The 24,975-nt window shown below is 41.0% G+C and carries 25 protein-coding genes and 3 tRNA genes; 10 read left to right on the plus strand and 18 right to left on the minus strand.

Annotated elements, in window-relative coordinates:
• The first annotated feature begins 45 nt into the window (after nucleotides 1–45).
• Genes purT through dapC form a run of 3 tightly spaced genes read left to right on the plus strand, consistent with a single transcriptional unit; the run spans nucleotide 46 to nucleotide 5,147 of the window.
• Nucleotides 46–1,263: a formate-dependent phosphoribosylglycinamide formyltransferase gene (purT, locus tag FTU70_RS00235; RefSeq protein ID WP_180059788.1), complete on the plus strand. Its 1,218-nt coding sequence runs from the start codon at nucleotides 46–48 to the stop codon at nucleotides 1,261–1,263.
• A 27-nt stretch (nucleotides 1,264–1,290) separates the two neighbouring features.
• The gene (gene glnD, locus FTU70_RS00240) at nucleotides 1,291–3,957 is read left to right on the plus strand and encodes a [protein-PII] uridylyltransferase (RefSeq protein ID WP_180008169.1); all 2,667 of its coding nucleotides are present in this window, start codon (nucleotides 1,291–1,293) and stop codon (nucleotides 3,955–3,957) included.
• A 20-nt stretch (nucleotides 3,958–3,977) separates the two neighbouring features.
• Nucleotides 3,978–5,147 (plus strand): succinyldiaminopimelate transaminase, encoded by a 1,170-nt coding sequence (dapC, locus tag FTU70_RS00245; protein ID WP_104851821.1) that lies wholly within the window; start codon nucleotides 3,978–3,980, stop codon nucleotides 5,145–5,147.
• Nucleotides 5,148–5,220: 73 nt separating this feature from the next.
• On the opposite strand, the gene FTU70_RS00250 is transcribed toward dapC, so the two are convergent.
• Both FTU70_RS00250 and msrB read right to left on the minus strand, forming a co-directional pair.
• Complete coding sequence (locus FTU70_RS00250) at nucleotides 5,221–5,700, minus strand: glutathione peroxidase (protein WP_180059790.1); 480 nt, start codon at nucleotides 5,698–5,700, stop codon at nucleotides 5,221–5,223.
• Nucleotides 5,697–6,116, minus strand: coding sequence for a peptide-methionine (R)-S-oxide reductase MsrB (gene msrB, locus FTU70_RS00255; RefSeq protein WP_096902313.1), 420 nt, complete (start codon nucleotides 6,114–6,116; stop codon nucleotides 5,697–5,699). The genes FTU70_RS00250 and msrB overlap by 4 nt, the downstream gene beginning before the upstream one ends.
• 153 nt (nucleotides 6,117–6,269) lie before the next feature.
• On the opposite strand from msrB, the gene FTU70_RS00260 reads away from it, so the two are divergent.
• Nucleotides 6,270–7,505, plus strand: a complete 1,236-nt coding sequence (locus FTU70_RS00260) for a pyridoxal phosphate-dependent aminotransferase (protein WP_004971448.1) — start codon at nucleotides 6,270–6,272, stop codon at nucleotides 7,503–7,505.
• A gap of 209 nt (nucleotides 7,506–7,714) precedes the next feature.
• A complete protein-coding gene (gene gloB / locus FTU70_RS00265; RefSeq protein WP_179990106.1) occupies nucleotides 7,715–8,446 on the plus strand; it encodes a hydroxyacylglutathione hydrolase in 732 nt (243 codons plus the stop codon).
• A gap of 41 nt (nucleotides 8,447–8,487) precedes the next feature.
• Here gloB and FTU70_RS00270 read toward each other — a convergent pair whose 3' ends face one another.
• Nucleotides 8,488–8,760: a hypothetical protein gene (locus tag FTU70_RS00270; protein WP_104851819.1), complete on the minus strand. Its 273-nt coding sequence runs from the start codon at nucleotides 8,758–8,760 to the stop codon at nucleotides 8,488–8,490.
• Between the two features lie 420 nt (nucleotides 8,761–9,180).
• Here FTU70_RS00270 and FTU70_RS00275 point away from each other — a divergent pair, with 420 nt between their 5' ends.
• Nucleotides 9,181–9,384, plus strand: coding sequence for a hypothetical protein (locus FTU70_RS00275; protein WP_004971452.1), 204 nt, complete (start codon nucleotides 9,181–9,183; stop codon nucleotides 9,382–9,384).
• Nucleotides 9,385–9,628: 244 nt separating this feature from the next.
• Here FTU70_RS00275 and FTU70_RS00280 read toward each other — a convergent pair.
• The 5 genes from FTU70_RS00280 to FTU70_RS00300 form a co-directional block, all read right to left on the minus strand.
• Nucleotides 9,629–9,713, minus strand: a tRNA-Leu gene (locus FTU70_RS00280).
• Nucleotides 9,714–9,749: 36 nt separating this feature from the next.
• A tRNA-Trp gene (locus tag FTU70_RS00285) sits at nucleotides 9,750–9,823 on the minus strand.
• Nucleotides 9,824–9,856: 33 nt separating this feature from the next.
• Nucleotides 9,857–9,941: transfer RNA gene (locus FTU70_RS00290), tRNA-Leu, on the minus strand.
• 117 nt (nucleotides 9,942–10,058) lie between these two features.
• Nucleotides 10,059–10,910 carry a protein kinase gene (locus FTU70_RS00295; RefSeq protein WP_180059792.1) on the minus strand — a complete coding sequence of 284 codons (852 nt, stop codon included), beginning with the start codon at nucleotides 10,908–10,910 and terminating at the stop codon, nucleotides 10,059–10,061.
• Complete coding sequence (locus FTU70_RS00300; RefSeq protein ID WP_180059794.1) at nucleotides 10,900–12,429, minus strand: DUF3336 domain-containing protein; 1,530 nt, start codon at nucleotides 12,427–12,429, stop codon at nucleotides 10,900–10,902. Before FTU70_RS00300 ends, FTU70_RS00295 begins: the two co-directional genes overlap by 11 nt.
• A gap of 185 nt (nucleotides 12,430–12,614) precedes the next feature.
• Between FTU70_RS00300 and FTU70_RS00305 the strand changes: the two genes are divergently transcribed.
• Entirely contained in the window at nucleotides 12,615–13,487 is an 873-nt protein-coding gene (locus tag FTU70_RS00305; protein WP_096902520.1) for an ATP-binding protein, read from the plus strand.
• A gap of 76 nt (nucleotides 13,488–13,563) precedes the next feature.
• Here the strand turns inward: FTU70_RS00305 and FTU70_RS00310 are convergent, their stop codons facing one another.
• Nucleotides 13,564–13,875 carry a hypothetical protein gene (locus tag FTU70_RS00310; protein ID WP_179988428.1) on the minus strand — a complete coding sequence of 104 codons (312 nt, stop codon included), beginning with the start codon at nucleotides 13,873–13,875 and terminating at the stop codon, nucleotides 13,564–13,566.
• 358 nt (nucleotides 13,876–14,233) lie between these two features.
• Here FTU70_RS00310 and FTU70_RS00315 point away from each other — a divergent pair, with 358 nt between their 5' ends.
• Nucleotides 14,234–14,491, plus strand: coding sequence for an EexN family lipoprotein (locus FTU70_RS00315; RefSeq protein ID WP_004971457.1), 258 nt, complete (start codon nucleotides 14,234–14,236; stop codon nucleotides 14,489–14,491).
• A gap of 95 nt (nucleotides 14,492–14,586) precedes the next feature.
• On the opposite strand, the gene tsaD is transcribed toward FTU70_RS00315, so the two are convergent.
• On the minus strand, nucleotides 14,587–15,603 hold the full coding sequence (tsaD, locus tag FTU70_RS00320) for a tRNA (adenosine(37)-N6)-threonylcarbamoyltransferase complex transferase subunit TsaD (RefSeq protein ID WP_004971458.1): 1,017 nt from the start codon (nucleotides 15,601–15,603) through the stop codon (nucleotides 14,587–14,589).
• Nucleotides 15,604–15,749: 146 nt separating this feature from the next.
• Between tsaD and rpsU the strand changes: the two genes are divergently transcribed.
• On the plus strand, nucleotides 15,750–15,965 hold the full coding sequence (gene rpsU / locus FTU70_RS00325) for a 30S ribosomal protein S21 (RefSeq protein ID WP_001136722.1): 216 nt from the start codon (nucleotides 15,750–15,752) through the stop codon (nucleotides 15,963–15,965).
• 31 nt (nucleotides 15,966–15,996) lie between these two features.
• Nucleotides 15,997–16,443, plus strand: a complete 447-nt coding sequence (locus FTU70_RS00330) for a GatB/YqeY domain-containing protein (protein ID WP_179995367.1) — start codon at nucleotides 15,997–15,999, stop codon at nucleotides 16,441–16,443.
• Nucleotides 16,444–16,596: 153 nt separating this feature from the next.
• On the opposite strand, the gene FTU70_RS00335 is transcribed toward FTU70_RS00330, so the two are convergent.
• From FTU70_RS00335 to FTU70_RS00370, 8 genes are all read right to left on the minus strand, one after another.
• Nucleotides 16,597–16,959 carry a hypothetical protein gene (locus FTU70_RS00335; RefSeq protein WP_004971462.1) on the minus strand — a complete coding sequence of 121 codons (363 nt, stop codon included), beginning with the start codon at nucleotides 16,957–16,959 and terminating at the stop codon, nucleotides 16,597–16,599.
• Between the two features lie 60 nt (nucleotides 16,960–17,019).
• Nucleotides 17,020–17,394 carry a GFA family protein gene (locus tag FTU70_RS00340; RefSeq protein WP_096902524.1) on the minus strand — a complete coding sequence of 125 codons (375 nt, stop codon included), beginning with the start codon at nucleotides 17,392–17,394 and terminating at the stop codon, nucleotides 17,020–17,022.
• Nucleotides 17,395–17,442: 48 nt separating this feature from the next.
• Entirely contained in the window at nucleotides 17,443–18,879 is a 1,437-nt protein-coding gene (locus FTU70_RS00345; RefSeq protein WP_179996947.1) for a M48 family metalloprotease, read from the minus strand.
• 105 nt (nucleotides 18,880–18,984) lie between these two features.
• Nucleotides 18,985–19,959: a D-glycerate dehydrogenase gene (locus tag FTU70_RS00350; protein ID WP_180059803.1), complete on the minus strand. Its 975-nt coding sequence runs from the start codon at nucleotides 19,957–19,959 to the stop codon at nucleotides 18,985–18,987.
• Between the two features lie 63 nt (nucleotides 19,960–20,022).
• The gene (locus tag FTU70_RS00355) at nucleotides 20,023–20,673 is read right to left on the minus strand and encodes a hypothetical protein (protein ID WP_004971470.1); all 651 of its coding nucleotides are present in this window, start codon (nucleotides 20,671–20,673) and stop codon (nucleotides 20,023–20,025) included.
• 170 nt (nucleotides 20,674–20,843) lie between these two features.
• On the minus strand, nucleotides 20,844–22,733 hold the full coding sequence (locus FTU70_RS00360; protein ID WP_180059804.1) for a M48 family metalloprotease: 1,890 nt from the start codon (nucleotides 22,731–22,733) through the stop codon (nucleotides 20,844–20,846).
• A 96-nt stretch (nucleotides 22,734–22,829) separates the two neighbouring features.
• Nucleotides 22,830–24,368: an amidophosphoribosyltransferase gene (purF, locus tag FTU70_RS00365; protein WP_180059805.1), complete on the minus strand. Its 1,539-nt coding sequence runs from the start codon at nucleotides 24,366–24,368 to the stop codon at nucleotides 22,830–22,832.
• Between the two features lie 25 nt (nucleotides 24,369–24,393).
• Nucleotides 24,394–24,975 (minus strand): CvpA family protein, encoded by a 582-nt coding sequence (locus tag FTU70_RS00370; RefSeq protein WP_004971476.1) that lies wholly within the window; start codon nucleotides 24,973–24,975, stop codon nucleotides 24,394–24,396.

Raw genomic sequence — 24,975 nt, forward strand, 5'->3', positions numbered from 1 at the left:
ACAGTTCTGCTATGCTAAAAGCCCACTTTAGCAAGGACGATTCACATGAGCGTGACCATTGGTACTCCCCTTCAATCTTCTGCTTTTAAAGTTTTGCTATTGGGTTCAGGGGAACTCGGTAAAGAGGTGGTAATTTCACTGCAACGCTTAGGCGTAGAAGTACATGCCGCCGATCGCTACGACCATGCGCCAGCCATGCAAGTCGCACATTATGCTTATACTTTAAACATGGCAGATGCCACAGAATTAAAACAACTGATTGAAAAAATTCAACCCAATTTAATTGTGCCTGAAATTGAGGCCATTGCGACATCAGTTTTACTTGAAATTGAAGCGCAAAATATTGCAACAGTGATTCCATCTGCCAAAGCGGTAAATTTGACCATGAACCGTGAAGGCATTCGTCGTTTGGCTGCAGAAGAATTAGGTTTGCCGACATCCGCTTATCGCTTTGCCAATTCTCTCGAATCTTTCCGCGCTGCATGTGATGACATTGGTTATCCAAACTTTGTGAAGCCTGTGATGTCATCTTCAGGCAAGGGACAATCGCGTGTCACCTGCTTTGATGAAGTTGATGCAGCTTGGGAATATGCCCAGACTGGCGGGCGCGTCAATCAAGGCACTGTGATTGTTGAATCACAAATTGACTTCGATTTTGAAATTACCTTATTAACCGTACGTGCTAAAAACCCAGAAACTGGTGCGATCGAAACTTCATATTGCGACCCAATTGGTCACCGTCAAGATGCAGGCGACTATGTAGAAAGCTGGCAACCTCAAGCCATGAGTGATGCTGCCTTGACTGAAGCCAAACGAATTGCACACAAAGTGACTACTGCCTTAGGTGGTTGCGGTATTTTTGGTGTAGAGCTGTTTGTGAAAGGCGATAAAGTCTGGTTCAGTGAAGTATCTCCACGTCCACACGACACAGGTTTGGTGACATTGGCTTCACAATTCCAAAGTGAATTTGAATTACATGCCCGCGCGATTTTAGGCTTACCTGTCAATACCACACGCCATAGCGTTGCAGCCAGTGCGGTGATTTATGCAGGTGTCGATGCAACGAATCTTTCATTTTCTGGCCTGAATCTTGCATTAGCACATCCCGATACAGATTTACGTTTATTTGGCAAATCTGAAGGTTTTGAGCGTCGTCGTATGGGCGTTGCCACTGCACGAGCAGAAACCACAGAGCAAGCGCGTGAGCTAGCTCAGCATACTGCGGACACTGTTCGCGTACATTTAAACGAAAATCAAAATTAAGCTCGTCATTGCATAACGGAATTGTCCATGATCATTACATTACCCTTGCTGAATTATGTAAAAAGCAACCATGACATTCAGGCCATTAACCAATGGCGCACCGATGTCGAAAATCAGCTACAACAATGTTTTGAAAATGGACAATCCATTCGTGAAGTGATTTTGGCGCGTTCTAACCTGATTGATGAAGCGCTCACTTTCTTATGGCAACATGCTGAATTAGACAAAACCGATTTAAGCCTATTTGCGGTAGGTGGCTATGGGCGCAAAGAAATGCTGCCCTATTCAGATGTCGATATTATGGTGTTATCGGAAGATGCAATTACAGCAGAACAAGAACAACTTATTTCGACCTTTATTTCGTCTTTATGGGATGTTGGCAACTTCAAACCTGCCACCAGCGTGCGGACTATTCAAGACTGTGTGATTCAGGCAACCAGTGATTTAACTGTTGCAACTGCCTTGATTGAAGCGCGTTTAATTACAGGAAATCAGCAGCTTGCCAAATGGCCGCGTCGTATTGTTTCGCAGACTTGGACAGATAAAACCTTTTTTGATGCCAAAATGGAGGAGCAAAGCAAGCGTTACGCGCAGCACAATGACACCGAAAGTAATTTAGAACCCGATATTAAAAATGCTCCGGGCGGTATTCGTGACATCAACCAAATTGGCTGGATTGCCAAACGCCATTTTCGCGTCAATCGTATTTACGACTTGGTGCATTTAGGTTTTATTTCAGAATTTGAATTGGGTGTACTCGAAGAAGCCGAAAGCTTTTTATGGGAAATCCGTCATCATCTCCATCGTTTAACCAAACGTGATGAAAACCGTTTATTGTTTGATTATCAACGAGATATTGCAGCAACTTTTGGCTATGTTCGAGAAGAAGGTAAACCGCAAAATTACCCGATTGAACAATTTATGAAGCGTTATTATCGCTCTGCACAGCAAGTTTCCACTTTAAATGAAATGTTGCTGGCCTATTTTAATGAGTCGGTCATTACCCCGCGTTTGCCTAATTATGAACGTAACATTGAAGAAATTAATGAAAATTTTAAACTGGTCGATGGCAAACTTGCCGTGCAGCACCACAAAATTTTCTCAGAAAAACCAAGCGCAATTTTAGAAATTTTCTATTTATTGGCCAATCGTCCTGAAATTGAAGGAATTCGCGCACGAACACTGCGCCTGCTGACACTTGCAGCCAAGCGTATTGACCAAAGTTTCCGTGATGATCCAACGCATCAAGCGCTGTTTATGGCAATTTTGCGCTCACCGCACCGCTTGTATAATACCTTGGTGACTATGAAACGCTTAGGTGTATTGGGCAATTACATCCCCGCTTTTGGTCAAATTACAGGTTTAATGCAATACGACTTATTCCATATTTATACAGTCGATGCGCACATTTTACTATTACTCCGCAATTTAAGCCGCTTCAAAGAACCTGAATTCGCGAAAGATTTTCCTGTGGTCAGTTCGGTATTTCAGCGTTTAGCCCGTCGTGACATTATTTATTTGGCTGCGATTTTCCATGATATTGCTAAAGGTCGTCGTGGTGATCACAGTGAACTTGGTGCGGTAGATGCGATTGAGTTTTGCCGTAAACACGGATTTACTGAACGTGAATGTAACCTTGTGGCATGGTTAGTCAAAAATCACTTGTTGATGTCAGTCACAGCACAGAAAAAAGATATTTCTGACCCCGATGTGGTCAAGGAATTTGCTGAAAAAATGGGAGATATGGAGCATTTAGATTATCTCTATACCTTAACGGTTGCTGATATTAATGCGACTAATCCAACACTCTGGAACTCATGGCGTGCATCCTTAATGCGCCAACTTTATACGCAAGCGCGTGATGTCATTCGCTCAGGACTTGGGCGTCCCGTCGATTATCAAATGCTGATTGAAGACACCAAATTTGCGGCAAGCGAGTTACTGGTTAAAGATTTTGAACTCAGTGCTGTTGAAAAAGTCTGGCAAGAACTGGGCGATGAATACTTTATTAAAGAATCTGCCGATGAAATTGCATGGCATACCCGCGCGATTTTGGAGCATGGCGATAATCCTGCACCATTAGTGCTCATGCGCGCGCACCGAAAATCAGCACAAGACGCAGTACAAATCTTTATTTACACGCAAGACCAACCTAACCTATTTGCCACAACTGTCGCTATTTTAGACCGCATGAACCTTGACGTTCAGGATGCACGAATTATTACTGCGACCAAAGCCTTTAGTTTGGATACTTACGTGGTCTTAGACCGTTTTGGCACACTCTTAACAGACCCTGAACGTGAAGAAATGGTGATTGAGGCTTTAGTGAATGCCTTGAGCCAGTCAGATAAATATCCGGGTTTGATGCAACGCCGCATTCCGCGTCAATTACGTCATTTTGACATTGAAAATACAGTAGAAGTGACTTTCAATGCAGCGCTGAATCAAAACATGGTCGAAATTGCCACACTAGATCATCCCGGGTTACTCGCCAAAATTGGCGGCTTGTTTATGATGCAAGGCTTAGATATTCACTCCGCCAAAATTGCCACCCTGGGCGAACGTGCCGAAGATATTTTCTTCGTCACCAAAAAAGATGGCAACCCAATGACAAAATCTGAAGCAGATACCTTTGCAATCCAGCTCAAAGCTGCTTTAGATGAGGCCTCTAATCAGGTCTGTGGTCAACATTAACTTCAATTTACGGAACATCCATGAACTCAAGTTTGTCCTTATTACATCCTTACCCTTTTGAAAAGTTAAACAAACTATTTCAGGACGTACAACCTGCAAATTTGCCGTTAATTCCACTGTCTATTGGCGAACCTAAACATCCTGCACCTGAATTTGTCAAACAGGCCATTATTGATAATTTTCAGCATTTATCAACTTATCCGAACAGCAAAGGTCTGCCTGAATTACGTCACAGCATTGCCCATTGGCTGACACAACGCTTTCATTTAAAGCAAGTTAACCCAGACACACAAGTACTCCCCGTTTCAGGTACACGTGAAGCGATTTTTTCCTTTGTACAAGCCTTGATTCGACGTGAAGATGCGCCTTATGTAGTGATGCCCAATCCGTTTTATCAAATTTATGAAGGGGCAACTTTATTGGCAGGTGCTCAACCCTATTTCATCAATTGCACCGAAGACAATAATTACTTGGGTGATTTTGATGCTGTACCTGCAAAAGTCTGGGAAAAAACTGCTTTATTATTTGTCTGTACACCGGGAAATCCAACGGGTGCTGTCCTTTCAAAAGAACAATTTAAAAAGCTGATTGCCCTGTCAGATCAATATAATTTTGTCATTGCATCTGATGAATGTTATTCAGAATTATGGTTTGACCAAGCGCCTACAGGTTTACTGGAAGTCTGTGCCGAACTTGGACGCGATGACTACAAAAACTGCATCGTATTCCATTCTTTGTCTAAACGCTCAAACTTACCCGGCATGCGTTCAGGCTTTGTTGCGGGCGATGCCAACTTATTAAAACCTTATTTGCAATATCGTACCTATCATGGTGCGGCAATGCCTGTACAACATCAATTGGCATCTATTGCAGCTTGGGATGATGAACAGCACGTTGAAGATAATCGTCAACAATATCGCGCCAAGTTTGAATTATTCCAAACGGAACTTGGGCATTTACTGCCATTAAAAAAACCAGATGCAGGTTTTTATTACTGGCTCAAAGTCGACCATGATGAAAATTTTGCCAAAATATTGATGGAAAAAGCCCATATTAAAGTGCTGCCAGGTCGGTATTTATCTCGTGAAACCGCACAAGGTAACCCGGGTGAAAACCATGTTCGCTTGGCTTTGGTTGCAGATTTGGCACAATGTGAACAAGTAATTCAACGTCTTAAAGCGATTTTATAAGTTAATGATTTCAACTAAATTTAAGGCGATCATCTGATCGCCTTAATTATCTTACTTGCACAAGCGCAAGCCTTTATCGTAAAGCCTTTTCAATTTCCGCCTGCAAATCTTCAGGTTTTGTGGTCGGAGCAAAACGGTTCAACACCTTGCCATCTTTGCCAATTAAAAACTTGGTGAAATTCCATTTAATTCCGTTGCCCAAAATACCTTTACTGTTATTGGTCAGGTAACGGAAAATCGCATGTGCTTCAGGACCTTTCACATCAATTTTGCTAAACATTGGAAAACTGACACCATAGTTTTTATGGCAGAAGCTCCCAATTTGCTCATTGGAGCCTGGATCTTGCCCACCAAACTGATTGCACGGAAAGCCCAAAACTTCCAGACCTTGGTCTTTATATTGTTGGTATAACTTTTCCAAACCCGCAAATTGAGGCGTAAAACCACACTTGCTGGCTGTATTTACAATCAACAAAACCTTCCCTTCATAATCGCTAAAGGCTTTATTTTGTCCATCTAACAACTCAGCTTCAAACTGATAAATGTTGGTCATGGATAATTTCCCTCATCATTTTTTTCTTGTGTTTTGAGTTCTAAAGAAGCCGAATTGACACAATAGCGCAATCCTGTTGGCTGTGGACCATCATCAAAAACATGCCCTAAATGTGCGTCACAATGATGACAAACAATCTCAGTACGCTGCATGCCATGCGAACCATCCTGATGTTCTTCAATCACCCCAGGCTGGATTGGACGATAGAAACTTGGCCAACCGCTACCGCTGTCATATTTTGTTTCAGATGAGAATAGCGCTGTACCGCAACAACGACAGGTATAAATCCCCTCTTGTTTAGTATTCCAATATCTCCCCGTAAAAGCAGGCTCCGTGCCTTTTTGACGTGTAATCCGAAATTCCTCTGGTGATAACTCTCTTTGCCATTCTCGGTCTGTTTTATTGAGTTTTCCCATCACTAACTCCTTTAAATCTTTGACATTCAGTGTCATGCTTCAGTACTTCCATTTTTACGCTAGACCTTGCAAAATATCTAGCTAAATTTCAGCATAGATTGTGATATTTCAGTAATCTATAATTTATTTATCTTCTAATCATTGGATGGAACTATGTCCGTACTAGGTAACACGACTCCGCGCGAAATAAAAAAATCATCAAAACTTGAGCATGTATGCTACGACATTCGCGGACCTGTGTTACGAGCGGCCAATGAAATGGAAGAGGCCGGTCATAAAATTATTAAACTGAATATTGGCAACCCTGCCCCATTCGGTTTTGAAGCGCCACAGGAAATTATTAATGATGTCGCATTGAACTTGCCTAATGCGATTGGTTATACCGACTCCAAAGGGATTTTCCCTGCGCGTAAAGCGATTTGTCAGTACTATCAGCAAAAAGGCATTTTCGATATGCATGTCAATGATGTGTATATTGGCAACGGCGTGTCTGAACTGATTGTTATGGCGATGCAAGGCTTGTTAGACGATGGCGATGAAATGCTGGTACCAATGCCTGACTACCCGCTTTGGACTGCGGCAGTGAATTTATCGGGCGGTACTGCTATTCACTACAAATGTGATGAAGAAAACTTTTGGTATCCAGACATTGCCGATATGGAAAGCAAAATCACGCCAAATACGCGCGGTATTGTCATTATTAACCCGAATAACCCAACGGGTGCGGTTTATCCACGTCATGTGTTGGAACAAATTGTAGCATTGGCAAAAAAATATGACTTAATTTTATTTGCCGATGAGATTTACGACAAAATTATTTATGACGGCATTGAGCATGTTGCGGTTGCAGCTTTAGCGGGTGATCAGCTTTGTATTTCATTCAATGGCTTGTCTAAATCGTATCGCATTGCAGGCTTCCGTTCAGGCTGGATGGCGATTACAGGCGATAAATCACGCGCTGCAGACTACATTGAAGGTTTAGACATGCTTGCGTCTATGCGCTTGTGTGCCAACCATCAGGCGCAGTACGCGATTCAAACAGCATTGGGTGGTTATCAGTCTATCAATGACTTGATTCGTCCGGGTGGTCGTTTATACGAACAACGTAACATTGCATGGGAAATGCTGAACGACATTCCTGGCGTGTCTTGTGTCAAACCTGAGGGTGCAATGTATTGCTTCCCGAAACTTGATCCAAACGTCTATCCAATTGAAGATGACGAAAAGTTAATGCTCGATTTACTCAAAGCAGAAAAAGTTTTGTTGGTTCAAGGTACAGGTTTTAACTGGCCAACGCCTGATCATTTCCGTGTGGTGTTCTTGCCAGCAGAAAATGAATTACGTGAAGCAATGACACGTTTAGGTCGTTTCTTGGCAAAAATCCGCTAAGACTTCACCGAATCTCTGTTGTAAAATGCCGTGTTAAACACGGCATTTTTTATGGATTTGATTTTTATTTCTATTTTATCTTTACATCTCTTGTTCATCATCAAGTGGTCACATAGCAAAGCGATACTCAGACACTTGGGGATACACTTTTACACGCCCGCAAAAGCATGCTGTAATAGCCACAAGCGATTAAGTTTCAGGAACTGAGCATGCACTACCAAGTTCATCTTATTGATGCGCAGAAACCATCACAAAACTATATTTGGTTGCTTGAACATTGTGCCAGCAAACAAGTGGTGGTGGTTGACCCAACTGATGCCAAACCTGTTGAAGGTTTTTGCCAAAATCATGGTTTAGAGATCGCGCAAATTTGGTTGACGCATTGGCATCAAGACCATATTGGCGGTGTGCCTGAACTCATTGCAGAACGTAATTTACCTGTTTATGGGCCACGTGAAGAATTGAGCAAAATTCCGTTTATCACGCATCCTTTACAAAACCAAGACCATATCAATTTTCATGATTTACAGGTCGATGTTATTGCCGTTCCGGGACATACCTTGGGGCATATTGTGTATTTTATAGATGCGTTGGATGTATTGTTCTGTGGCGACACTTTATTTGCGATGGGCTGTGGGCGTGTTTTTGAAGGTACATATTTGCAAATGTATCAATCTTTAAACCGCTTGGCAGCGCTGCCTCCGCGTACCCGAGTATATTGCACCCATGAATATACATTGGCGAATGCACAATTTGCACTGCATGTAGAACCCGACAATGTTGCCATTCAAGAGCGTTATCAACAAATTGAAAGTTTACGCATGCTTAATCAACCCACTTTGCCAAGCAGCATCGAACTAGAACTGGAAACCAATCCATTTTTAAGAGCCGAAAGTGTCGAAGAATTTCAGAAATTACGTGAACTCAAAGACAACTTTTAAATTGATGCTTTGATCATAAAGCATCTGATATTTCTCTCGGATTATAAAATCTGATTACTGGCAGCAAACTCATCTAATTGAGTTTGCGTCACCACACGCACAGCATTCATTTCATCGACCCGCACCAAAAGTAAATTGGACAATGCAGGCTGATAACGGCGTGCGCTGCCAAAAGGCGTATAAGCCACTTTGGATTGCGAGGAAAACAGTAACCAATCTTCATGCCCAAGCATCACAGCAAAAGGCTCTAGCCCTTGATTTTGCATCTGCTTCACTATGTACTCAGCCTGCTGTTGGATTGTTTGTGCAGTCATGTTTATTTTCCAAATCTTCAAACTCAACCATAGTATAAGCTAATGTCCATTTGGTGCCGACATGCTCCACACTGATATGCATTGCGCTAAATTAAAGCTTTGCATGAAAACAATGGAAAATCTTCATGTGTTCATGCTGAAAATAAATACAGTCTAAAACCAAAAATCATCAACAAATTATTTCCAAGTCATCTTTTGGCAATATATCTAAGACCTTAAAATTAATTACGCCACCTCAGTTAAAATAATAAATATCAATAATTTACAAATAAATAATTCTTTTAAAATATTCTAATTGCTTAAAAGGACTTTAGATTTCTAAAAATCAGTGAAAAAAATGTCAAAGAAATACATTTCTGCCCTTTAAAAATTCAAGAAATATCCCTATTAATAATTAAATAAATGGATAGGAGTTCTCTCGTGAAAAAAGTTGTTAAAGCAAAAAATTTAATTGCGTTTCGTATTTGGTTAGAAAAATTAGGTTATTCAGTCAAAAATTTGGCGGATGGTCACGGTTTCACATTTAGCTTTCAAAAAGAATATGGTTTGGTCACTTGCGAGCTTTCTGGTAATGCTTTAGCAATGAAATTAGGCGAGGAATTTGAAGACCATTTAAAAGCATAAGTACTTATACAATATAGATAAGTATGCGATAACGGTTGAACTTGATAGGATGCAAAAATAAAAATTCAAATCGTATTTCATCAACACTTAAAGATGATCTTGCCCATAACCTGTTTATGGGCTTTTTTTTATACTGAACTTTAAATCTTAAAATACATCTAAGCCTTGTCAAAGAGATGCAATGATTTAAAGCTAAAATAACAGGCAATAAAAAAGCAAGGTCATTGCCTTGCTCTTTAATGTATGGTGGGGACGGAGAGACTCGAACTCTCACACCTCGCGGCGCTGGAACCTAAATCCAGTGCGTCTACCAATTTCGCCACGTCCCCAACATCGGGTACCAACTGAGTTGTTGGATTTTAATTTGGCAGAGGATCAAGGATTCGAACCTTGACGAACGGTTTTGGAGACCGTCATGCTACCATTACACCAATCCTCTGTAACTTAAAATCAAGCTGACTTGATATTTAAGTGGTGGGGACGGAGAGACTCGAACTCTCACACCTCGCGGCGCTGGAACCTAAATCCAGTGCGTCTACCAATTTCGCCACGTCCCCGATGGCTGTGTATATTATAGAGATCACTTCCTGATGACAAGCCTTTTTTATAAAAAAGCACAATGACTGTTTAAATAAAAAACAAAAAACTATTTTTTGATTTTTTCTTAAGCATATTCAGCCACTAAGCCATAATTTCAACTCTGCAATACTCGTTGCACGCTGCGAATAAGACTTTGCCAACATGTGATTCAGCAGTGGTAAAAATGCTTGTAGATGTATGGGAAGTTGAATATGCAATCTTTGACAGTGCAAATATGCCCAATCGTGGTAACTCTTTGCCTGTAAGCGTTGTTGCGTTAACCACTCATAAAAAATAATGCCTAACGCATAAATATCACTTTGTGCAGTTTTAGGCTGTCCGTGAAATAATTCTGGCGCCATATAACGTGGTGTGGCGGTCATCCCCTGACATTGAATATCTGCAACTTGCTGTGCTTGCTCAAAATCTAACAGTTTGATTTGCCCATCTAACTGCACAATATGTTCAGCTTTTAAGTCGGCATGAATCCAACCCAATTGATGCAATGCATCCACTGCTTCAAAGACACGCAAAAATATGTGTTTAATCGCTTCTGTATATTCAGGTAGATTACCCATCGCAAAAATAGCTTGCGCCTCAGACAGAATTAAAGCACGTGAATAGACCTGTGAATAATGCGATGAAATGTCATGTGAATTACCCTGCGGCTGAATATGAATGGGTGCAGCATCCATCAATTCACATGGCAATAAAAAAGATAAATGTGATGATTGCGCGTACTGTTTATAAAAGTTCCATTCTTGTGCAAAGCCCTGCTCTACTGTCGCATAAACTCCCTGTTGTTGGGCTTTCAGCCAATAAAACTGCCCTTGATGTTCAAAACGATAAATATGCCGACCATGTTGCAAACTTTGCGCTTTACTGCGCAACTCGAACTGCGCAGTATCTAGCTGTTGAACATCCAAATTTAAAACATTAAACAACACTTGCGCCAGTGCGCATTTCTGCTGCGACTTCGGTGGATACCTCTATTTGAGGTGCATTTAATAATTCTAAGCAATGTTGCAAAGTTTTACCGACACGTGCATGCGTTTCAATCGATGAAATTTTCGGCCAAGTCGCACGCTCGCCTTCACGCTGTAAAATTTTAAATAAATGTGGTTTCGGGTTTTGCAACATATAGCTGTAATGACGCAGGTTATAGCTTCCTACAATATTCACATCACCATAATAGCGTTGATCGACAATGCCATAGCCATGATCTAGCAAACGACGCACTGGCGGTACAGCTCCTGCGCGCTCACGTACAAAATCCATTACCCCACGACTAATGACTTTGCCCTGACGACGAATAATCCGTTCTGGCCAACTCAGCATATCTTTACGATAACGCTTAATATCATCCTGCATAAAAGGCACTACATGTGGATTGACCTGACTGGCGATGGTGTAGTTAATATTATACAAACGTGCCATTTTTTCCTGTGGGAAATCGCTACGCACACTGCCATCCACCCAACGGGTTTTACCCATATATGGAGTGTGTTCGCCATCATAACGCTTGTTGGTTAAACGTACTGGTGGAAATAAAATTGGCACAGCACACGAGGCCAACACCGCACTCCAAACCAACAAATCTGGCGCAGTGAAGCTGTTCATAATGCGTGAGTCTTGCGATGCATCATAAGGCGCAACCGCCACATTAATATGCAAACCTGATTTTTGAAAAGCTTCTTCAAACGTGGTATCGCCCAAGTTTTTGATCAGGAATTTTTTTAAATAATGCACATCGGCAATTCCACCATTGCCTTTAAGAATTTCGCGCATTTGTCTAAACTGAAATGCTTCGTGGAAAAATGACTCACCACCCAAAATATGCTGTACTTCTTCAGGTTTTGCGATGCCTAGCATTGCAGTCATTATTGCACCCGCGCTCGAACCCGACAGCACTTTAGGCATTAAATCCTGTTCAAGTAAGGCCTTACAAACACCAGTATGAAACAAACCTAGCGTTGTCCCACCAGAGAACATCAAGGCAGGTTGTCCGTATGCAGTTTGGCATTGCTGAAAAAACTCTATTTTTTCTACTTTGGTTAAAGCCTGACATTCATCTGAAGCGACAAAAGCCAAACTTTTACTGACTTCATCCACATAATCTTCAATAATTTTTTTAGTACCCACATAGGTTGCAGTAAACAACATCGGATGGGCAATATTGGCGATGTCAAAAGTTAAACCTTCACGCAAAATATAAATTAAATCGTGACTGCGTTCGGTGGTGCGATAACGGCGTAATAAATTTAAACGATGCGAGATAATTTCCGCATCAAAATATGGCGAACTGTTGTCATATTTCCATTCTTGCGCACCAGTTTCTTCATCTATACGAATGGCAATACTTTTCCATTCTTCATACGATTCGGCATTTTGAATTTGGCGCTTGAGTTTTTTTATGCGATAGGCTTGATGCGGATTAACATCTTCGGTGAAATCTTTAAATAACATAGCATTCCTCAATCCGTTGGTTTATTCGCAGCACTACGCTTGCCTATGCCTACTATACACAACAATATCTAAAAAATTGTAATACGCGTCAATGACTCGATTCACACTTTGATTGTCAAATCTAGGTCAATTGCGCTAGTCTTAAAGTGTAGCAATCTGATCTGCATTTTTTAAGCTGAATTATCATGGCAAACCTAGATTTACCCGACAACATCTTATTATCACTTTCTCATGTACTCCAACAACTACAGCAAAGTTTACCTGCTTTAAAACAAGAAACCGACTTTTCCGCCATCGCATTCAAATGGCAAGATCGACAATTGATAGCGATTCAACAACCAAGAAAAATTGATTTAGATGATTTAAAAGGCATCGAAAAGCAAAAAGAAAAAGTCATTCAAAACACCTTGCAGTTTTTAAATGGCTTACCTGCCAATGATGTGTTACTTACAGGCTCACGCGGTACGGGAAAATCATCTATTGTACGTGCCCTATTGACCGAGTATGCCAATCAAGGATTACGTTTAATTGAAATTGAACGCGATGATTTGTCTGAATTGCCAGAAATTCAAAAAATCATTCAGCATCGTCCTGAAAAATTTATTGTCTACTGTGATGATTTAGCTTTTAACGCAGAAGATGAAAATTATCGTAGTTTAAAAAGTGTTTTAGATGGTTCATTACAATCAGGTTCCAGTAATTTTATTATTTATGCAACCAGTAACAGACGTCATCTATTACCTGAATTTATGCATGAAAATACACCTGTCACTCGTGTAGATGTACCGCAATATACTGAGTTGCATCCTCAAGAAGCAATTGAAGAGAAAATTTCACTGTCTGATCGCTTTGGTCTATGGCTGTCGTTTTATCCAATGGATCAAAATCTATATTTAGAAATTGTGGAGCATTATTTACACAAAGCCGAAATGCCAATGACTGCCGAAGTACGTGCAGAAGCATTAAGATGGTGTCAGGCACGTGGACAGCGTTCAGGGCGTGCTGCCTATCAATTTTCTAAACACTGGATTGGCTCGCAGCAACTTAAAGCACTTTAAATATTTTAATGGGTTGTTTGCATATAGAAGATAGTCAGCAACCCACTCTATTTAAACGCGCTAAATGACTGAGCGACTACTGACCTTGTTCTGCAGCAATCCGTGCCAATGTGTCTTTATAAAATTCTTCGCCATGCGCCTGCATTTCTGCCACAGTCGGCTCTCCTACATATACTTCTTGCGGTACTCTCGCTTCAGGTGTGATAGCCGAAGGATGAGTTGCTACAGTAGTCAAACGAGTCGGTACTTCGACCTGTTGGGCTGTCACTGAACTCGGCTGATTTTCTGTACTATTTATATTTTGCTGTATTGACTCAGCCCCTTCGCAAGCGGTCAATACCATCATCCCCATCACACAAATAATGCAAAATGTATTTTTAAATCGCATGTTTATCTCAATTGGTTTTATATTAAATATCTACCAAAAATCATAGTTTAAAGTTGAAAACACAACAATTGGACAGGATTCACAGATTTAAATACTGCTGTCAGCTACTTTATGGATTTCTATAAATTGTAGGATGAGTGCACAAAAAAAATAAAGAAGTTCTATTTGAAACCAATACGTGAAATAAAGTTTGGGATAGAATATGACTATAAAATTTCAGAAAAATTATTAAAAAATATTTATATTGCAATTATTTAATTTTACTTAATAAGATCAACTTTAGTCCATTGTATTATTTTATGAACCCATTATTCGCTTAAGATGCAATCTCTTTAAAACAAACAACGGTTAAAAAATAATGTTTAAATTTAAAAATTTGTTAATTACAGTAAGTTTAATTACAACGCTTACAGCATGTACACAAGTGAAAACGCAAGAGTATTATGCCGAGAACTTAGATGAAGCTAAAAAAGTTTTGCAGAAGTGCGAAGAAATGGCCAATCAAGGTAAATCACTAGAAGGTAAAAAATTAGAAAACTGTACAAATGCAGGGAATGCTGTGATGCAAGGCATGATGAAAGATCTTACCAAAGGTTTAATGGACGCAGTTCGCTAAGTCTTAAGTATTCGTTTCTAATATTAATGTAAAAATTTAGCATATAAAGTCAGAGGCAGATTATTGCCTCTGATTGATTTTATGCTACGAACAACTTAACCCGCAGTTGGATTGGTAAGCTCCGTCATTGGCCAACGTGGTGTAGTCGTAACCGATAAACCATCTTGCTGCCCTGCTTTTAAACGCTGATAGCCCGCAAAAGCAATCATTGCACCATTGTCGGTGCACAATGCAGGTTCTGCATAATAAACCGTTGCACGAATTTTAGCTAAATCTGCTTCTAAACGCTCACGTAACCGAGTATTTGCACTCACCCCACCCGCGATCACCAAGCGTTTTAAACCTGTTTGTTTTAAAGCTTTTACCGATTTTTTCACCAAAGTATCAACAATCGCTTCTTGGAAACTTGCCGCAATATCGGCATCACGGTTTTCATCACCTAACTTTTTCATTTGTACTGAAACCGCAGTTTTTAAACCGCTAAATGAAAATTCTAAGCCTTGGTGCAACATTGGACGTGGAAATTCAAAAGCTTTGGCATCGCCTTGTTCAGCTAGTTTGGCGATATTTGGCCCACCCGGATACGGTAAACCCATCATTTTGGCAACTTTGTCAAAAGCCTCGCCTGCAGCATCATCAATCGACTCGCCTAACAATTCATATTGGCCAATGCCATAAGCTGCCATGAGCTGTGTATGTCCACCCGAAACCAATAAAGCGACAAACGGAAATTCTGGCGGTGTCGCAGACAATAATGGTGCAAGCATGTGCCCTTCCATGTGATGCACCCCAATTGCAGGTTTATTTAAAGCAAAAGCTAAAGTTCGTCCAAATAATGCGCCTGTCATGAGTGCGCCCATTAGCCCCGGCCCACGGGTATAAGCCACTGCATCAATTTCAGATTTTTTGACTTGGCTCTGCTCAAGCAATTGATTGATTAAAGGAATAAGTTTGCGCACATGGTCACGTGAAGCCAGTTCGGGTACCACACCACCATACTCTGCATGCAATTTAATTTGGCTATACAGTACTTGCCCGCGCAAACCTAACTCGCTGTCATACAGTGCAAGTCCTGTTTCATCACAAGATGTTTCTAAGCCTAAAACGATCATTAAATTGCCTATAACCTGTATCAATTCTATTGCGAAACCTATTATAGACTTGTGATATGAGATGTAAATGAGTAAAATACTGACCTTCACTTGTGATCGTGGGCAATTTCGCCCAGATCTTATCCATAACTTAATGAGGATTCTTCATGCCACAAGTTAAATTGAAAGAAGGCGAACCAGTAGACGTAGCTATCCGTCGTTTCAAACGTTCTTGCGAAAAAGCAGGTGTTTTAGCTGACGTACGTAAGCGTGAATTCTACGAAAAACCAACTCAAGAACGTAAGCGCAAAAAAGCTGCTGCTGTTAAACGCTACCAAAAGAAATTGGCGCGTGAATCAGTACGTACTACTCGCCTTTACTAATTAATTTGTGATTGCCTGTCTGGATTAAATGATGACGACTTTAAAAAACCAAATTACTGACGTTTTGAAAGCGACAATGCGCGCCAAAGAAATGGATAAGTTAACGGTAATTCGTAGTCTACAGGCGGCAATTAAGCAAATCGAAGTCGATGAGCGCAAAGAGCTTGACGAGGCTCAGGTTCTTGCGGTCATTGAAAAGCAAATTAAACAACGTAAAGAATCGGTTAAAGCCTTTGAAGGCGCTGGCCGAGAAGATTTAGCTAGTAAGGAACAAGCCGAAATTGAGGTGTTATCTCAGTTTCTACCAGAAGCTATGACTGAGGAAGAACTTGATTCCATGATTGCGCAAACCATTGAAGCGCAACAAGCTACTAGCATGAAAGATATGGGTAAGGTGATGAACTCTCTGCGTCCGCTCATAGCCGGGCGCGCCGATCCTGCTCAAGTATCTGCCAAAATTAAAGCCAAATTAAGCTAATTAGCTCACCCCAAATTTGTGCTTCTCCGAACACTGATTTAAATGTCAGATTAAGCCCGCTTTAATCTTTCTATCTAATGCTATTAAGTAAAATGCTAAACCTAGGATGAGATAGATTATCTATTCACCCTTAGACACTTCTGCTTTAACTTTTTACTTTAAATCGCAGTTCACTTGATATTTTTTCAGTAATTGCATTTCTTTAGATGTGCTGACCTGCTGAATCACGTCCTGTTTATTAATATTCTGATAACGACGATCCAAATAGGCACGGTTTTCATCTGCTGCCTGATATAAACGATCAACATAACGACTAACAATGCCGCAAAACTGCTGCTGTTGCTGCGGATTAAAACCCTGCTGTTGTGGGTTTAAGCCTCGTAAAAACTGTCGGGTATCTTGTTTATATTGCGCATTAATTTCTTCAACAGCCAACACATACTGCTCTGCACTCGCAGCATAGACATTTTGCAAGGTCATCCCCAAAGTAAGGCATAAATAAATATATTTTTTCATTTTCAAGTCAGGGTCGTTTCAACTCAAGTTCTATTTTAGCATTGTATATTCGGTGAATAACTATTCACACGACTCAATTGCCAAAAAGTTGGGTTTGTATTGCGCAAATGCTTGCTCACATGGTTCGGGAACTTTGCCTTGAGTCACTGTCCCTAAGCGTAAGCGAATAATATCGGGTAAATCTAGCCGATAAGAATAAATCGGGCTGCCACACTCCTGACAAAATACCCGTGCTTTATTGGGACTATGAAAATATTCTTTTAGATATTTTAAGCCACGCACCACTTCAAAATGTTCGCGTGCCACTGGACTATTCCATCCCATAATACCGCCTTGCGCACGACGGCAATGCTGGCAAAAACATAATATTGTTTTTTCAATTTCGGCATGGTAACGGTAATACACCGCACCACATAAACATTGTCCCTCAATCATTCTTAAACTCCCTTTCTTTATTGTTATGCCACCGTATGTACGCCCGACTTATATTTTTAACTGTCGTTCTCTTTGCATTTCAGTCACACGGTTTTTTATATTTGCCGACATCGCCTGATTGTCTTTGGCTAAACGCTGCGCGTGCAGTAATGATTTAATTGCCTCTTCTTCCCAACCTGACCAATACTGTACTTCTGCACGATACCGTAACACATTTACCGTGCGTAATGCAGAGCTTCGGTCTACATTTGCCGCTTGCTGCATTAAATTCCATGCCGATAAATCACGTGGATTTTTTTGCAAGAAATCCTTCAAAATACTTTCTGCTTGCGTAGTTTGATTTTGACGAATCAAAACCTCGGCCCATTTATAATTCAGCGCACGATTTTCAGGCATAATTCGCGCAGGTGAACCAATTGTTTTGAGCGCTAAATCAATTTTATTTTGCCCTAAATAAATGTCAGTTTGAATAAGTGTCAATAAATTATGTAAACGATTGTGACTTTTGGCCTGATCTATACTTTGTTGCGCCAAAACAAAATCGCCTTGCTGGCTATAAAAATAAGCCAAAGCCAAATTCGCCGCAAAATGGTTACGGGTTGCAAATGCTTTAAGCTGCTGTTCTGTCGCCTGCTGCGAAACCACCAAACTATATAACTTTAAAATCTCAAAGTCTTCATCACGCAGCGAGGTTGGCACTGGTGGCAATTGATTGGCACGTAAACGCGCCTCACTCATCCGCTCTGTGGTTAAGGGATGGGTAAACCAAAAGTCAGGTAAGAAGCTCACTCGACTCGTAGTACGGTGCATCACCTCAAAAAAGTCTGCCATGCTTTGTGGGTTATAGCCTGCGCTATACATATATTGCATGCCAATACGGTCTGCTTCACGTTCCTGATTACGGCTATAAGTCAATTGCTGATCCATTAAAGCGGCTTGAGAACCCATCATCACCGCTGCGCCTGCATCACCATCGGCTTGTGAGGCAACCAATGCACCAACCACAACCCCAGCCAGTGCCAACAAACCCTGTCCTTTAAATGCCTCTTGGGATCGGCTGTAATGACGTTGCGACACATGGGCAATTTCATGCGCCATCACACCCGCAACTTCATCCATATTGCGGGCAGAATTAATGAGACCTGTGTTTAGCGCAAATAAACCGCCTGGCACAGCAAAAGCATTAATTTGTGGATCATTGATAATGAGTAGCCCAATGGGTTGCCCCAACTGAGTTTGGCTGAGTAGATGCGAAAATGTATTGATTAATTGATCTTCCAACCACAGGTTTTGCGTGACAGGCATTTTACGCTGCACTTCCCGATAGACTTTTTCACCAATACTGCGTTCTTTTTGCTGATCAATTAATCCCACACCACTACCTATTTCAGGCACATTAAATTGTGGTGTGGTGGTTAAATTGGCACTTTGGGTTGTCGCAATACTGGCAAAACTCAAACCGCAAATCAGTAATAGACGTTTCAATGGATGATCTCAAATACATATCTTGCATAATGATTCACTATAACATTGAAAAATGAACGCATTTGCAATGATGTGTTATCAATTTTTACCAAATCATCTTTAACTTTAAAGCGTATAGCATGCAGGATTGACCACATATTGCGGACAACGCCCTTCCAACGCATCAACCAAATTTTTATAGGCCAAATTTGCCATTTTTTTTCGAGTTGCTGCGGTTGCCGAACCAATATGTGGCAAAGTCACGACATTATCTAACTCAAATAATGGCGATTCTTGCAGTGGTTCTTTGTCATAGACATCCAAAGCCGCGGCAAAAATTTTGCCTGCTTCTAAAGTCTGAATAAGTGCCTGCTCATCAATGACTGAACCACGCGAAATATTGACCAAAATTGCATGTGACTGCATTAAATCAAGTTCACGCTGACCAATTAAGGCTTTAGAGTCTGCATTTAAATCGACTGCCAGTACCACAAAATCAGACTGTTGCAGCAATTCATCCAGACTTAAATATTCTGCATTAAATGCCTTCGCCACTTCCATTTTTTCACGACGATTGTGGTACACCACATTCATATTAAAACCATGAAATGCACGCCGTGCGATAGCCGCACCAATATGCCCCAAACCTACAATACCAATGGTTTTACCATAAATATCCTGTCCAAACTGTGCTGCACCCACGGTACGTTTCCATTGCCCTTGTTTAGTCCACCGATCTAAATATGGCACTTGTCGTGCTGCACTCATCAATAAAGTAAAGGCTAAATCTGCTGTGGTTTCAGTCAAGACATGCGGTGTATGGCAAAGACTAATCTTTTGTTGAGTTAAATAATCTACATCATAGTTGTCGTAACCGACACTTACACTCGAAATCACTTTGAGTTTAGTCGCAGTATGCAAGTTGCTTTGATTAAGCAAGCGCCCTGCACCAATCATGCCATCCGCATCTTGCACATGCTCAAGCAACTGTTGATTCACGTCACCCAACTTCGGGCTGACCTGCACCACCTGATAATCTTGCTCTAGCTTACTTAAAATTTCTGCATCAATTTGACTAAACACTACCACTTTTTTACGCATGATTATCCCTGTTTCGTGTCTACAATTGCTTGTATATGTAGAGTTTTAAATATCTGAATTGACTTAGGCTTTAGGCTGTAACGATGTGATTTGTATCGCATCCCACAGACTTTTTTTCAACAGCGGTTGATCTAACATCTCTTGCAAGCTGGCTAAATGCAAACATTGTTCAGATTTAAAATGTGGTAATTGACCTAAAATCAGCATGTTTTTATCTGTGCTCAAGACATCAACAAAACCTTGCACATAATTTTCTACCCCGATGCCGTCTTGTAATACTTCTAAAGCAAAAGGCCATTGCAATACGTGATATTCGGCCTGTAGCGCATGTTGAATATTACGCCACAATTGTTGCTGTTCCTGACTCAAGGTAGTGCTTTCTACCAAAATGACACAATGTGGCAACTGCAAAGCTTCAATACTAAATGCTTCAATTTGCAGCATGACACGCGCTTCAGGAACAACTTCTGGCGCGGCCGCTTCAACTGTCGTATGTTGCGGAGATGGTTCTTGCTTAGGCTTTTCGTGAATAATCGGCTGTTGTTGTTTTAATTGTTGAGGTACTGCAGCAGGAACAATAATTTCGCTGTGTATTTCAGGTGCAGCTTGGTCGCGCCAAACCGATGATTGTGGCAAAGTTTGAGACACAGCCATTCTGGAAACCCAAATATCGATTCCCAAACTGGCTAAAATGTCACGCTGATGCCCCATCATGTTTATCATCACCCATCTAATTTTTCGCTGCACGTATTTATCACAGAACAACATGCAAGATAGCACCTATTCTACCTAGAAAGGCTGCACAATGCTGTGCTTTCTTTCACCCAATCTGACCTATTCGTATTTTTTCAAAATCTGCTTTAAACACACCTAGTCAATCAGTGTCACACAATCATCAAACTGTTTTGTTTTTGCATTTGCTCGACAATTTCTTCGGTTTTAAAACCTAAACGCCAATAGAGCAACTCCAAAACATCCAATTCATCTTGGGTGATAATACGGTCATTCCACAAACAAATTTCAGCAATGCCTAACACCATCAGTCGATCACGCAGCAGCAAACCTGCCATATCATTTAAAATTTCTGATAAATCAATCGGTTCATCTGAAATTTCTTCATAATCAATCAATTCATCTGCAGTTAAAACACGTTCTAAAATACGTTCACGTACATCTAACTGATTAACACTATTAATTTGCTGCACATGCAATAAAGCATCGATTAAACGTACAATTTGCGGTTTAACTTCGTGTAACGCTGCAGGTGTATGTAAAGGCAGCAAGTTCAATTCAAACTTAATACGTTCAAGCAGCAAGGCATCCAACAAACCAATCTCGCCATCTTCCTGAATGATTTTTGCCAATTTGGTTAGAAACTGCCGTGCGATACTCAGCGGCATACCACCAATATTTTTACACGCTTCATGGAAAATCGAGATATGTACTCGCCCATCCAAATGTAATAAAGCATCTACAATTGCACGACTCACTTCTGCTTCAGCAGGAATAAATTCACGATATTGGCGAATCATCAAAATAGCGACAATCACCTCACGCGAACCCGTTGCCGTTTGTAAGGCACGCTGAATTAGCTCTGGACGCGGCATGTTATTGCGAATTTCAGGCTTGAGTGGCTTAATTGCATCATTAATTGCAAAGCTAATCGGCGACAAGCGCAGCAAAGGCAAAGGTTGCGGCGAGCTCCACGGCGCATAATATTCAGCATTCATTTCTTCTAACGAGCGAAATAGGCTAAACAAAGGCTGATTGCGTAAACGCTTCAAATTTTCGAGTTGTAAGTCTTGCACCAAGGTTGGATCAAGCTCAAAAATACGGGCTTCAATACTTGGATGAATATTCATCCAGCTTTGCGGACTGAGCGAGTTAGCAAAGCACATGTGGGAAATAGATTCTGAATATTCACTATGAATTTGCGACCCTGCATGATGCACATAAATTCGCAGCAAAGTTTGAATATTGGCATTATTTTGAATCAAACGTTTGGTTTTTAAATCATTTTTAAAGGTACGTCCGCTTAGACTAATATATTTAATTAAGCGGGTAATCAACACGCCCAAGCTACCAAACAACCAGATACCACCACCTACAGCAACAAAAAAAGTCGCTAACTTATGTGGCGGTGCATCACGATGTTGTCCAAAGCCAAGTTTGGCGATGCTACTGCCCCACTTACTAAACGTGGTTAGGCTACTGTAGAGGATTTTAAGCTTGGTATTATCAATGGTTTCACCACTTAAAATATGGTTAAACTCATGGCTGAGTAGTCCATAAAGCTCTTGCTCATCCAAGTTTTGCAAAGCACCCCAAGTCAAAATAATCACAATATCTTTATGACTAAAGCCTGCAGTGAGGGCATTTACCCCAATTTCATCGGGCAATACATATACAGTAGGCGCTGGGATTTGAAAGGTATCGGCCAATTGTTCGGTCAGTTTAAGTGCGGTACTTTCTTCTGGGGTACTTTCGAACTGGGTTAAACGACGCGCACCCAATTGTTTTGCCAAAGAATGACCACCTGAGCGAAAAACGTAAAATTCCAAAATGACGGATACTGTCATAATCAGCACCAAGACCGTAATCCAGTATGGGCTTAGACTGTGCCAATAGATGGATTGGCTTGAATCGACATAATAGACCAACAGACCCAAAACTGTGTTTAAGATAAACATGGTCAAAGCGACTGCAACCAAACATAAAATTGCAGACCAAATCATATTTTTGTTTTTAATCAAGTAACTACTCACAGACCTCAATGTAAACATCCTGAATTACATTGTATTTGAGCCACCATCATAAATGAAAAAAGCGGGAATTTCCCGCTTTTCTCACTGAGCTGATCAGAAAAAAAATTAACTCTCTTTTACACCAGTTAAGTCTACTGACGCGGCATCAATATTGACATCAATATAACCATCTTTGCCTTTTTTAGCCAAGTCGTTGCGCTTTTGCTCAAGATCATTCAGATAAGCTTCGTCAATTCCGCCAGCTACATACACGCCATCAAATACTGAACAATCGAATTCAGTTAAATGCGGTACTTTATGGGTACGAACGGCTTGTTTTAAATCTTCTAAATCTTGGAAAATTAAACGGTCTGCACCAATAATTTCACGAATTTCTTCGAGATTACGGTTAGACGCGATTAATTCATCTTTGGCTGGCATATCAATACCATACACGTTTGGATATTTCACCATTGGCGCTGCAGAAGCAAAGAATACTTTTTTCGCCCCAGCATCACGTGCCATTTGAATAATTTCGTTACAGGTCGTACCACGGACAATCGAGTCATCCACCAACAGTACATTTTTGCCTTTAAACTCAAGCTCTACAGGGTTCAGTTTTTGGCGCACTGATTTTTTACGCAATTGCTGACCTGGCATAATAAAGGTACGTCCGATATAGCGGTTTTTCATAAAACCTTCACGGAATTTAACCCCTAAAGTATTTGCCAATTCTAAAGCTGATGTACGTGATGTATCTGGAATTGGAATAACGACATCAATATCGTGTTGCTCGCCCCACTCTTGGGTAATTTTATGCGCCAGTTTTTCACCCATTTTCAAACGCGCTTTATACACTGAAATACCATCAATGGTCGCATCTGGACGAGCAAAATATACATACTCAAAAATACATGGGCGATATTCAGGTTTAGCGGCACATTGCTGGGTAAATAATTCACCTGCGTCATTAATAAAGATCGCTTCACCCGGCGCAATATCACGTTCAACTTTAAAGCCAAGTGCAGTAATTGCCACAGATTCTGATGCAATAATATATTCCATGCCCTGTTCAGTTTCACGTGAACCGTAAATCAATGGACGGATACCATTTGGATCACGGAAGCCAACCAAGCCTTGACCTGTAATCATAGCAACAACGCCATAAGCACCCTTACAACGCTCATGCACACGGCTGATCACATGAAAAATATCTTCTGAAGTTGGGTTTAATTTGCCACGTTTTTGCAATTCATGTGCAAATACGTTCAATAACACTTCTGAGTCAGAATCGGTGTTCATGTGACGTAAATCTGTTTTAAACAGATCTTCGTGAATTTCTTCGGCATTGGTCAAATTACCATTGTGTGCCAAAGTAATCCCGTACGGCGAGTTCACATAAAATGGCTGCGCTTCGGCACTGCTAGATGAACCTGCAGTTGGATAACGCACGTGCCCAATACCATAATTACCTTGCAACGCACGCATGTGACGCGTATGGAATACATCACGCACCATACCGTTATCTTTACGCAAGAACAAACGTCCATTGTGGCAAGTTACGATCCCAGCTGCATCCTGTCCACGATGTTGTAACATCGTTAATGCATCAAACAACATTTGGTTAACAGGTGATTTACCAGCTATACCAACAACTCCACACATAGCAACCTCGCAGACCAGCTAGGGATTAATAAAAAGGATTATTCGTTGAGCCATCTGCGCCAGAGCGGTTTTCTTTTGCGTCAGATGCGATGTCGGAAGATGGCGCGGCATCTTTCGACTTGATGTGCTGTAAAGCCTCATTGGCAGCGTCTTTGGACAGTTCTGTTGCCCACGGTGCATACGGCAATAAAGTTTGTACAAATTTAGACTGTTTCCAATAAGGCGAGCTTTCGACCCAAGGACCAATGCCTTGAATGGTAATAAGGACAATGAGTAAGCCTTTCAAGGTACCAAATGCACCGCCTGCCAAACGATTTAATGGGCCAAGCTTCAAGCTCTTTAAAACACCATTTAGAACAGCGGTTACAATCCAGGTCAGTACCACAATTACCAAGACAATAAATGCAAAGGCTGCAATTTTTTGTACCACAGGATCGCTACTGAGTGCTGTCATCGAAGGTGCTAGGACAACTGCATATTTTGCCGCAACAATTAGGGCAAAAATCCATCCTACCAAGTTCGCAAAGGCTTTAATAAATCCTTGTCGCAAACCGTTCAACCCTCCAATAAGCAAGAGAATCAGAATAACGATATCAATGGTATTCAT

The sequence above is a fragment of the Acinetobacter sp. YH12135 genome, from assembly GCF_013418565.1.
Taxonomy (GTDB): domain Bacteria; phylum Pseudomonadota; class Gammaproteobacteria; order Pseudomonadales; family Moraxellaceae; genus Acinetobacter; species Acinetobacter towneri.

What these genes read in the sequence shown, in the direction of transcription:
- FTU70_RS00370 (WP_004971476.1), bottom strand. Translation starts at nt 24,975, where the DNA reads ATGAATACCATTGATATCGTTATTCTGATTCTCTTGCTTATTGGAGGG.
- FTU70_RS00340 (WP_096902524.1), bottom strand. Translation starts at nt 17,394, where the DNA reads ATGATTGAGGGACAATGTTTATGTGGTGCGGTGTATTACCGTTACCAT.
- FTU70_RS00310 (WP_179988428.1), bottom strand. Translation starts at nt 13,875, where the DNA reads ATGCGATTTAAAAATACATTTTGCATTATTTGTGTGATGGGGATGATG.
- purF (WP_180059805.1), bottom strand. Translation starts at nt 24,368, where the DNA reads ATGTGTGGAGTTGTTGGTATAGCTGGTAAATCACCTGTTAACCAAATG.
- FTU70_RS00350 (WP_180059803.1), bottom strand. Translation starts at nt 19,959, where the DNA reads ATGCGTAAAAAAGTGGTAGTGTTTAGTCAAATTGATGCAGAAATTTTA.
- FTU70_RS00355 (WP_004971470.1), bottom strand. Translation starts at nt 20,673, where the DNA reads ATGATGGGGCATCAGCGTGACATTTTAGCCAGTTTGGGAATCGATATT.
- gloB (WP_179990106.1), top strand. Translation starts at nt 7,715, where the DNA reads ATGCACTACCAAGTTCATCTTATTGATGCGCAGAAACCATCACAAAAC.
- purT (WP_180059788.1), top strand. Translation starts at nt 46, where the DNA reads ATGAGCGTGACCATTGGTACTCCCCTTCAATCTTCTGCTTTTAAAGTT.
- FTU70_RS00305 (WP_096902520.1), top strand. Translation starts at nt 12,615, where the DNA reads ATGGCAAACCTAGATTTACCCGACAACATCTTATTATCACTTTCTCAT.
- rpsU (WP_001136722.1), top strand. Translation starts at nt 15,750, where the DNA reads ATGCCACAAGTTAAATTGAAAGAAGGCGAACCAGTAGACGTAGCTATC.
- FTU70_RS00270 (WP_104851819.1), bottom strand. Translation starts at nt 8,760, where the DNA reads ATGACTGCACAAACAATCCAACAGCAGGCTGAGTACATAGTGAAGCAG.
- FTU70_RS00260 (WP_004971448.1), top strand. Translation starts at nt 6,270, where the DNA reads ATGTCCGTACTAGGTAACACGACTCCGCGCGAAATAAAAAAATCATCA.
- dapC (WP_104851821.1), top strand. Translation starts at nt 3,978, where the DNA reads ATGAACTCAAGTTTGTCCTTATTACATCCTTACCCTTTTGAAAAGTTA.
- FTU70_RS00335 (WP_004971462.1), bottom strand. Translation starts at nt 16,959, where the DNA reads ATGAAAAAATATATTTATTTATGCCTTACTTTGGGGATGACCTTGCAA.
- msrB (WP_096902313.1), bottom strand. Translation starts at nt 6,116, where the DNA reads ATGGGAAAACTCAATAAAACAGACCGAGAATGGCAAAGAGAGTTATCA.
- tsaD (WP_004971458.1), bottom strand. Translation starts at nt 15,603, where the DNA reads ATGATCGTTTTAGGCTTAGAAACATCTTGTGATGAAACAGGACTTGCA.
- FTU70_RS00315 (WP_004971457.1), top strand. Translation starts at nt 14,234, where the DNA reads ATGTTTAAATTTAAAAATTTGTTAATTACAGTAAGTTTAATTACAACG.
- FTU70_RS00330 (WP_179995367.1), top strand. Translation starts at nt 15,997, where the DNA reads ATGACGACTTTAAAAAACCAAATTACTGACGTTTTGAAAGCGACAATG.
- glnD (WP_180008169.1), top strand. Translation starts at nt 1,291, where the DNA reads ATGATCATTACATTACCCTTGCTGAATTATGTAAAAAGCAACCATGAC.
- FTU70_RS00250 (WP_180059790.1), bottom strand. Translation starts at nt 5,700, where the DNA reads ATGACCAACATTTATCAGTTTGAAGCTGAGTTGTTAGATGGACAAAAT.
- FTU70_RS00300 (WP_180059794.1), bottom strand. Translation starts at nt 12,429, where the DNA reads ATGTTATTTAAAGATTTCACCGAAGATGTTAATCCGCATCAAGCCTAT.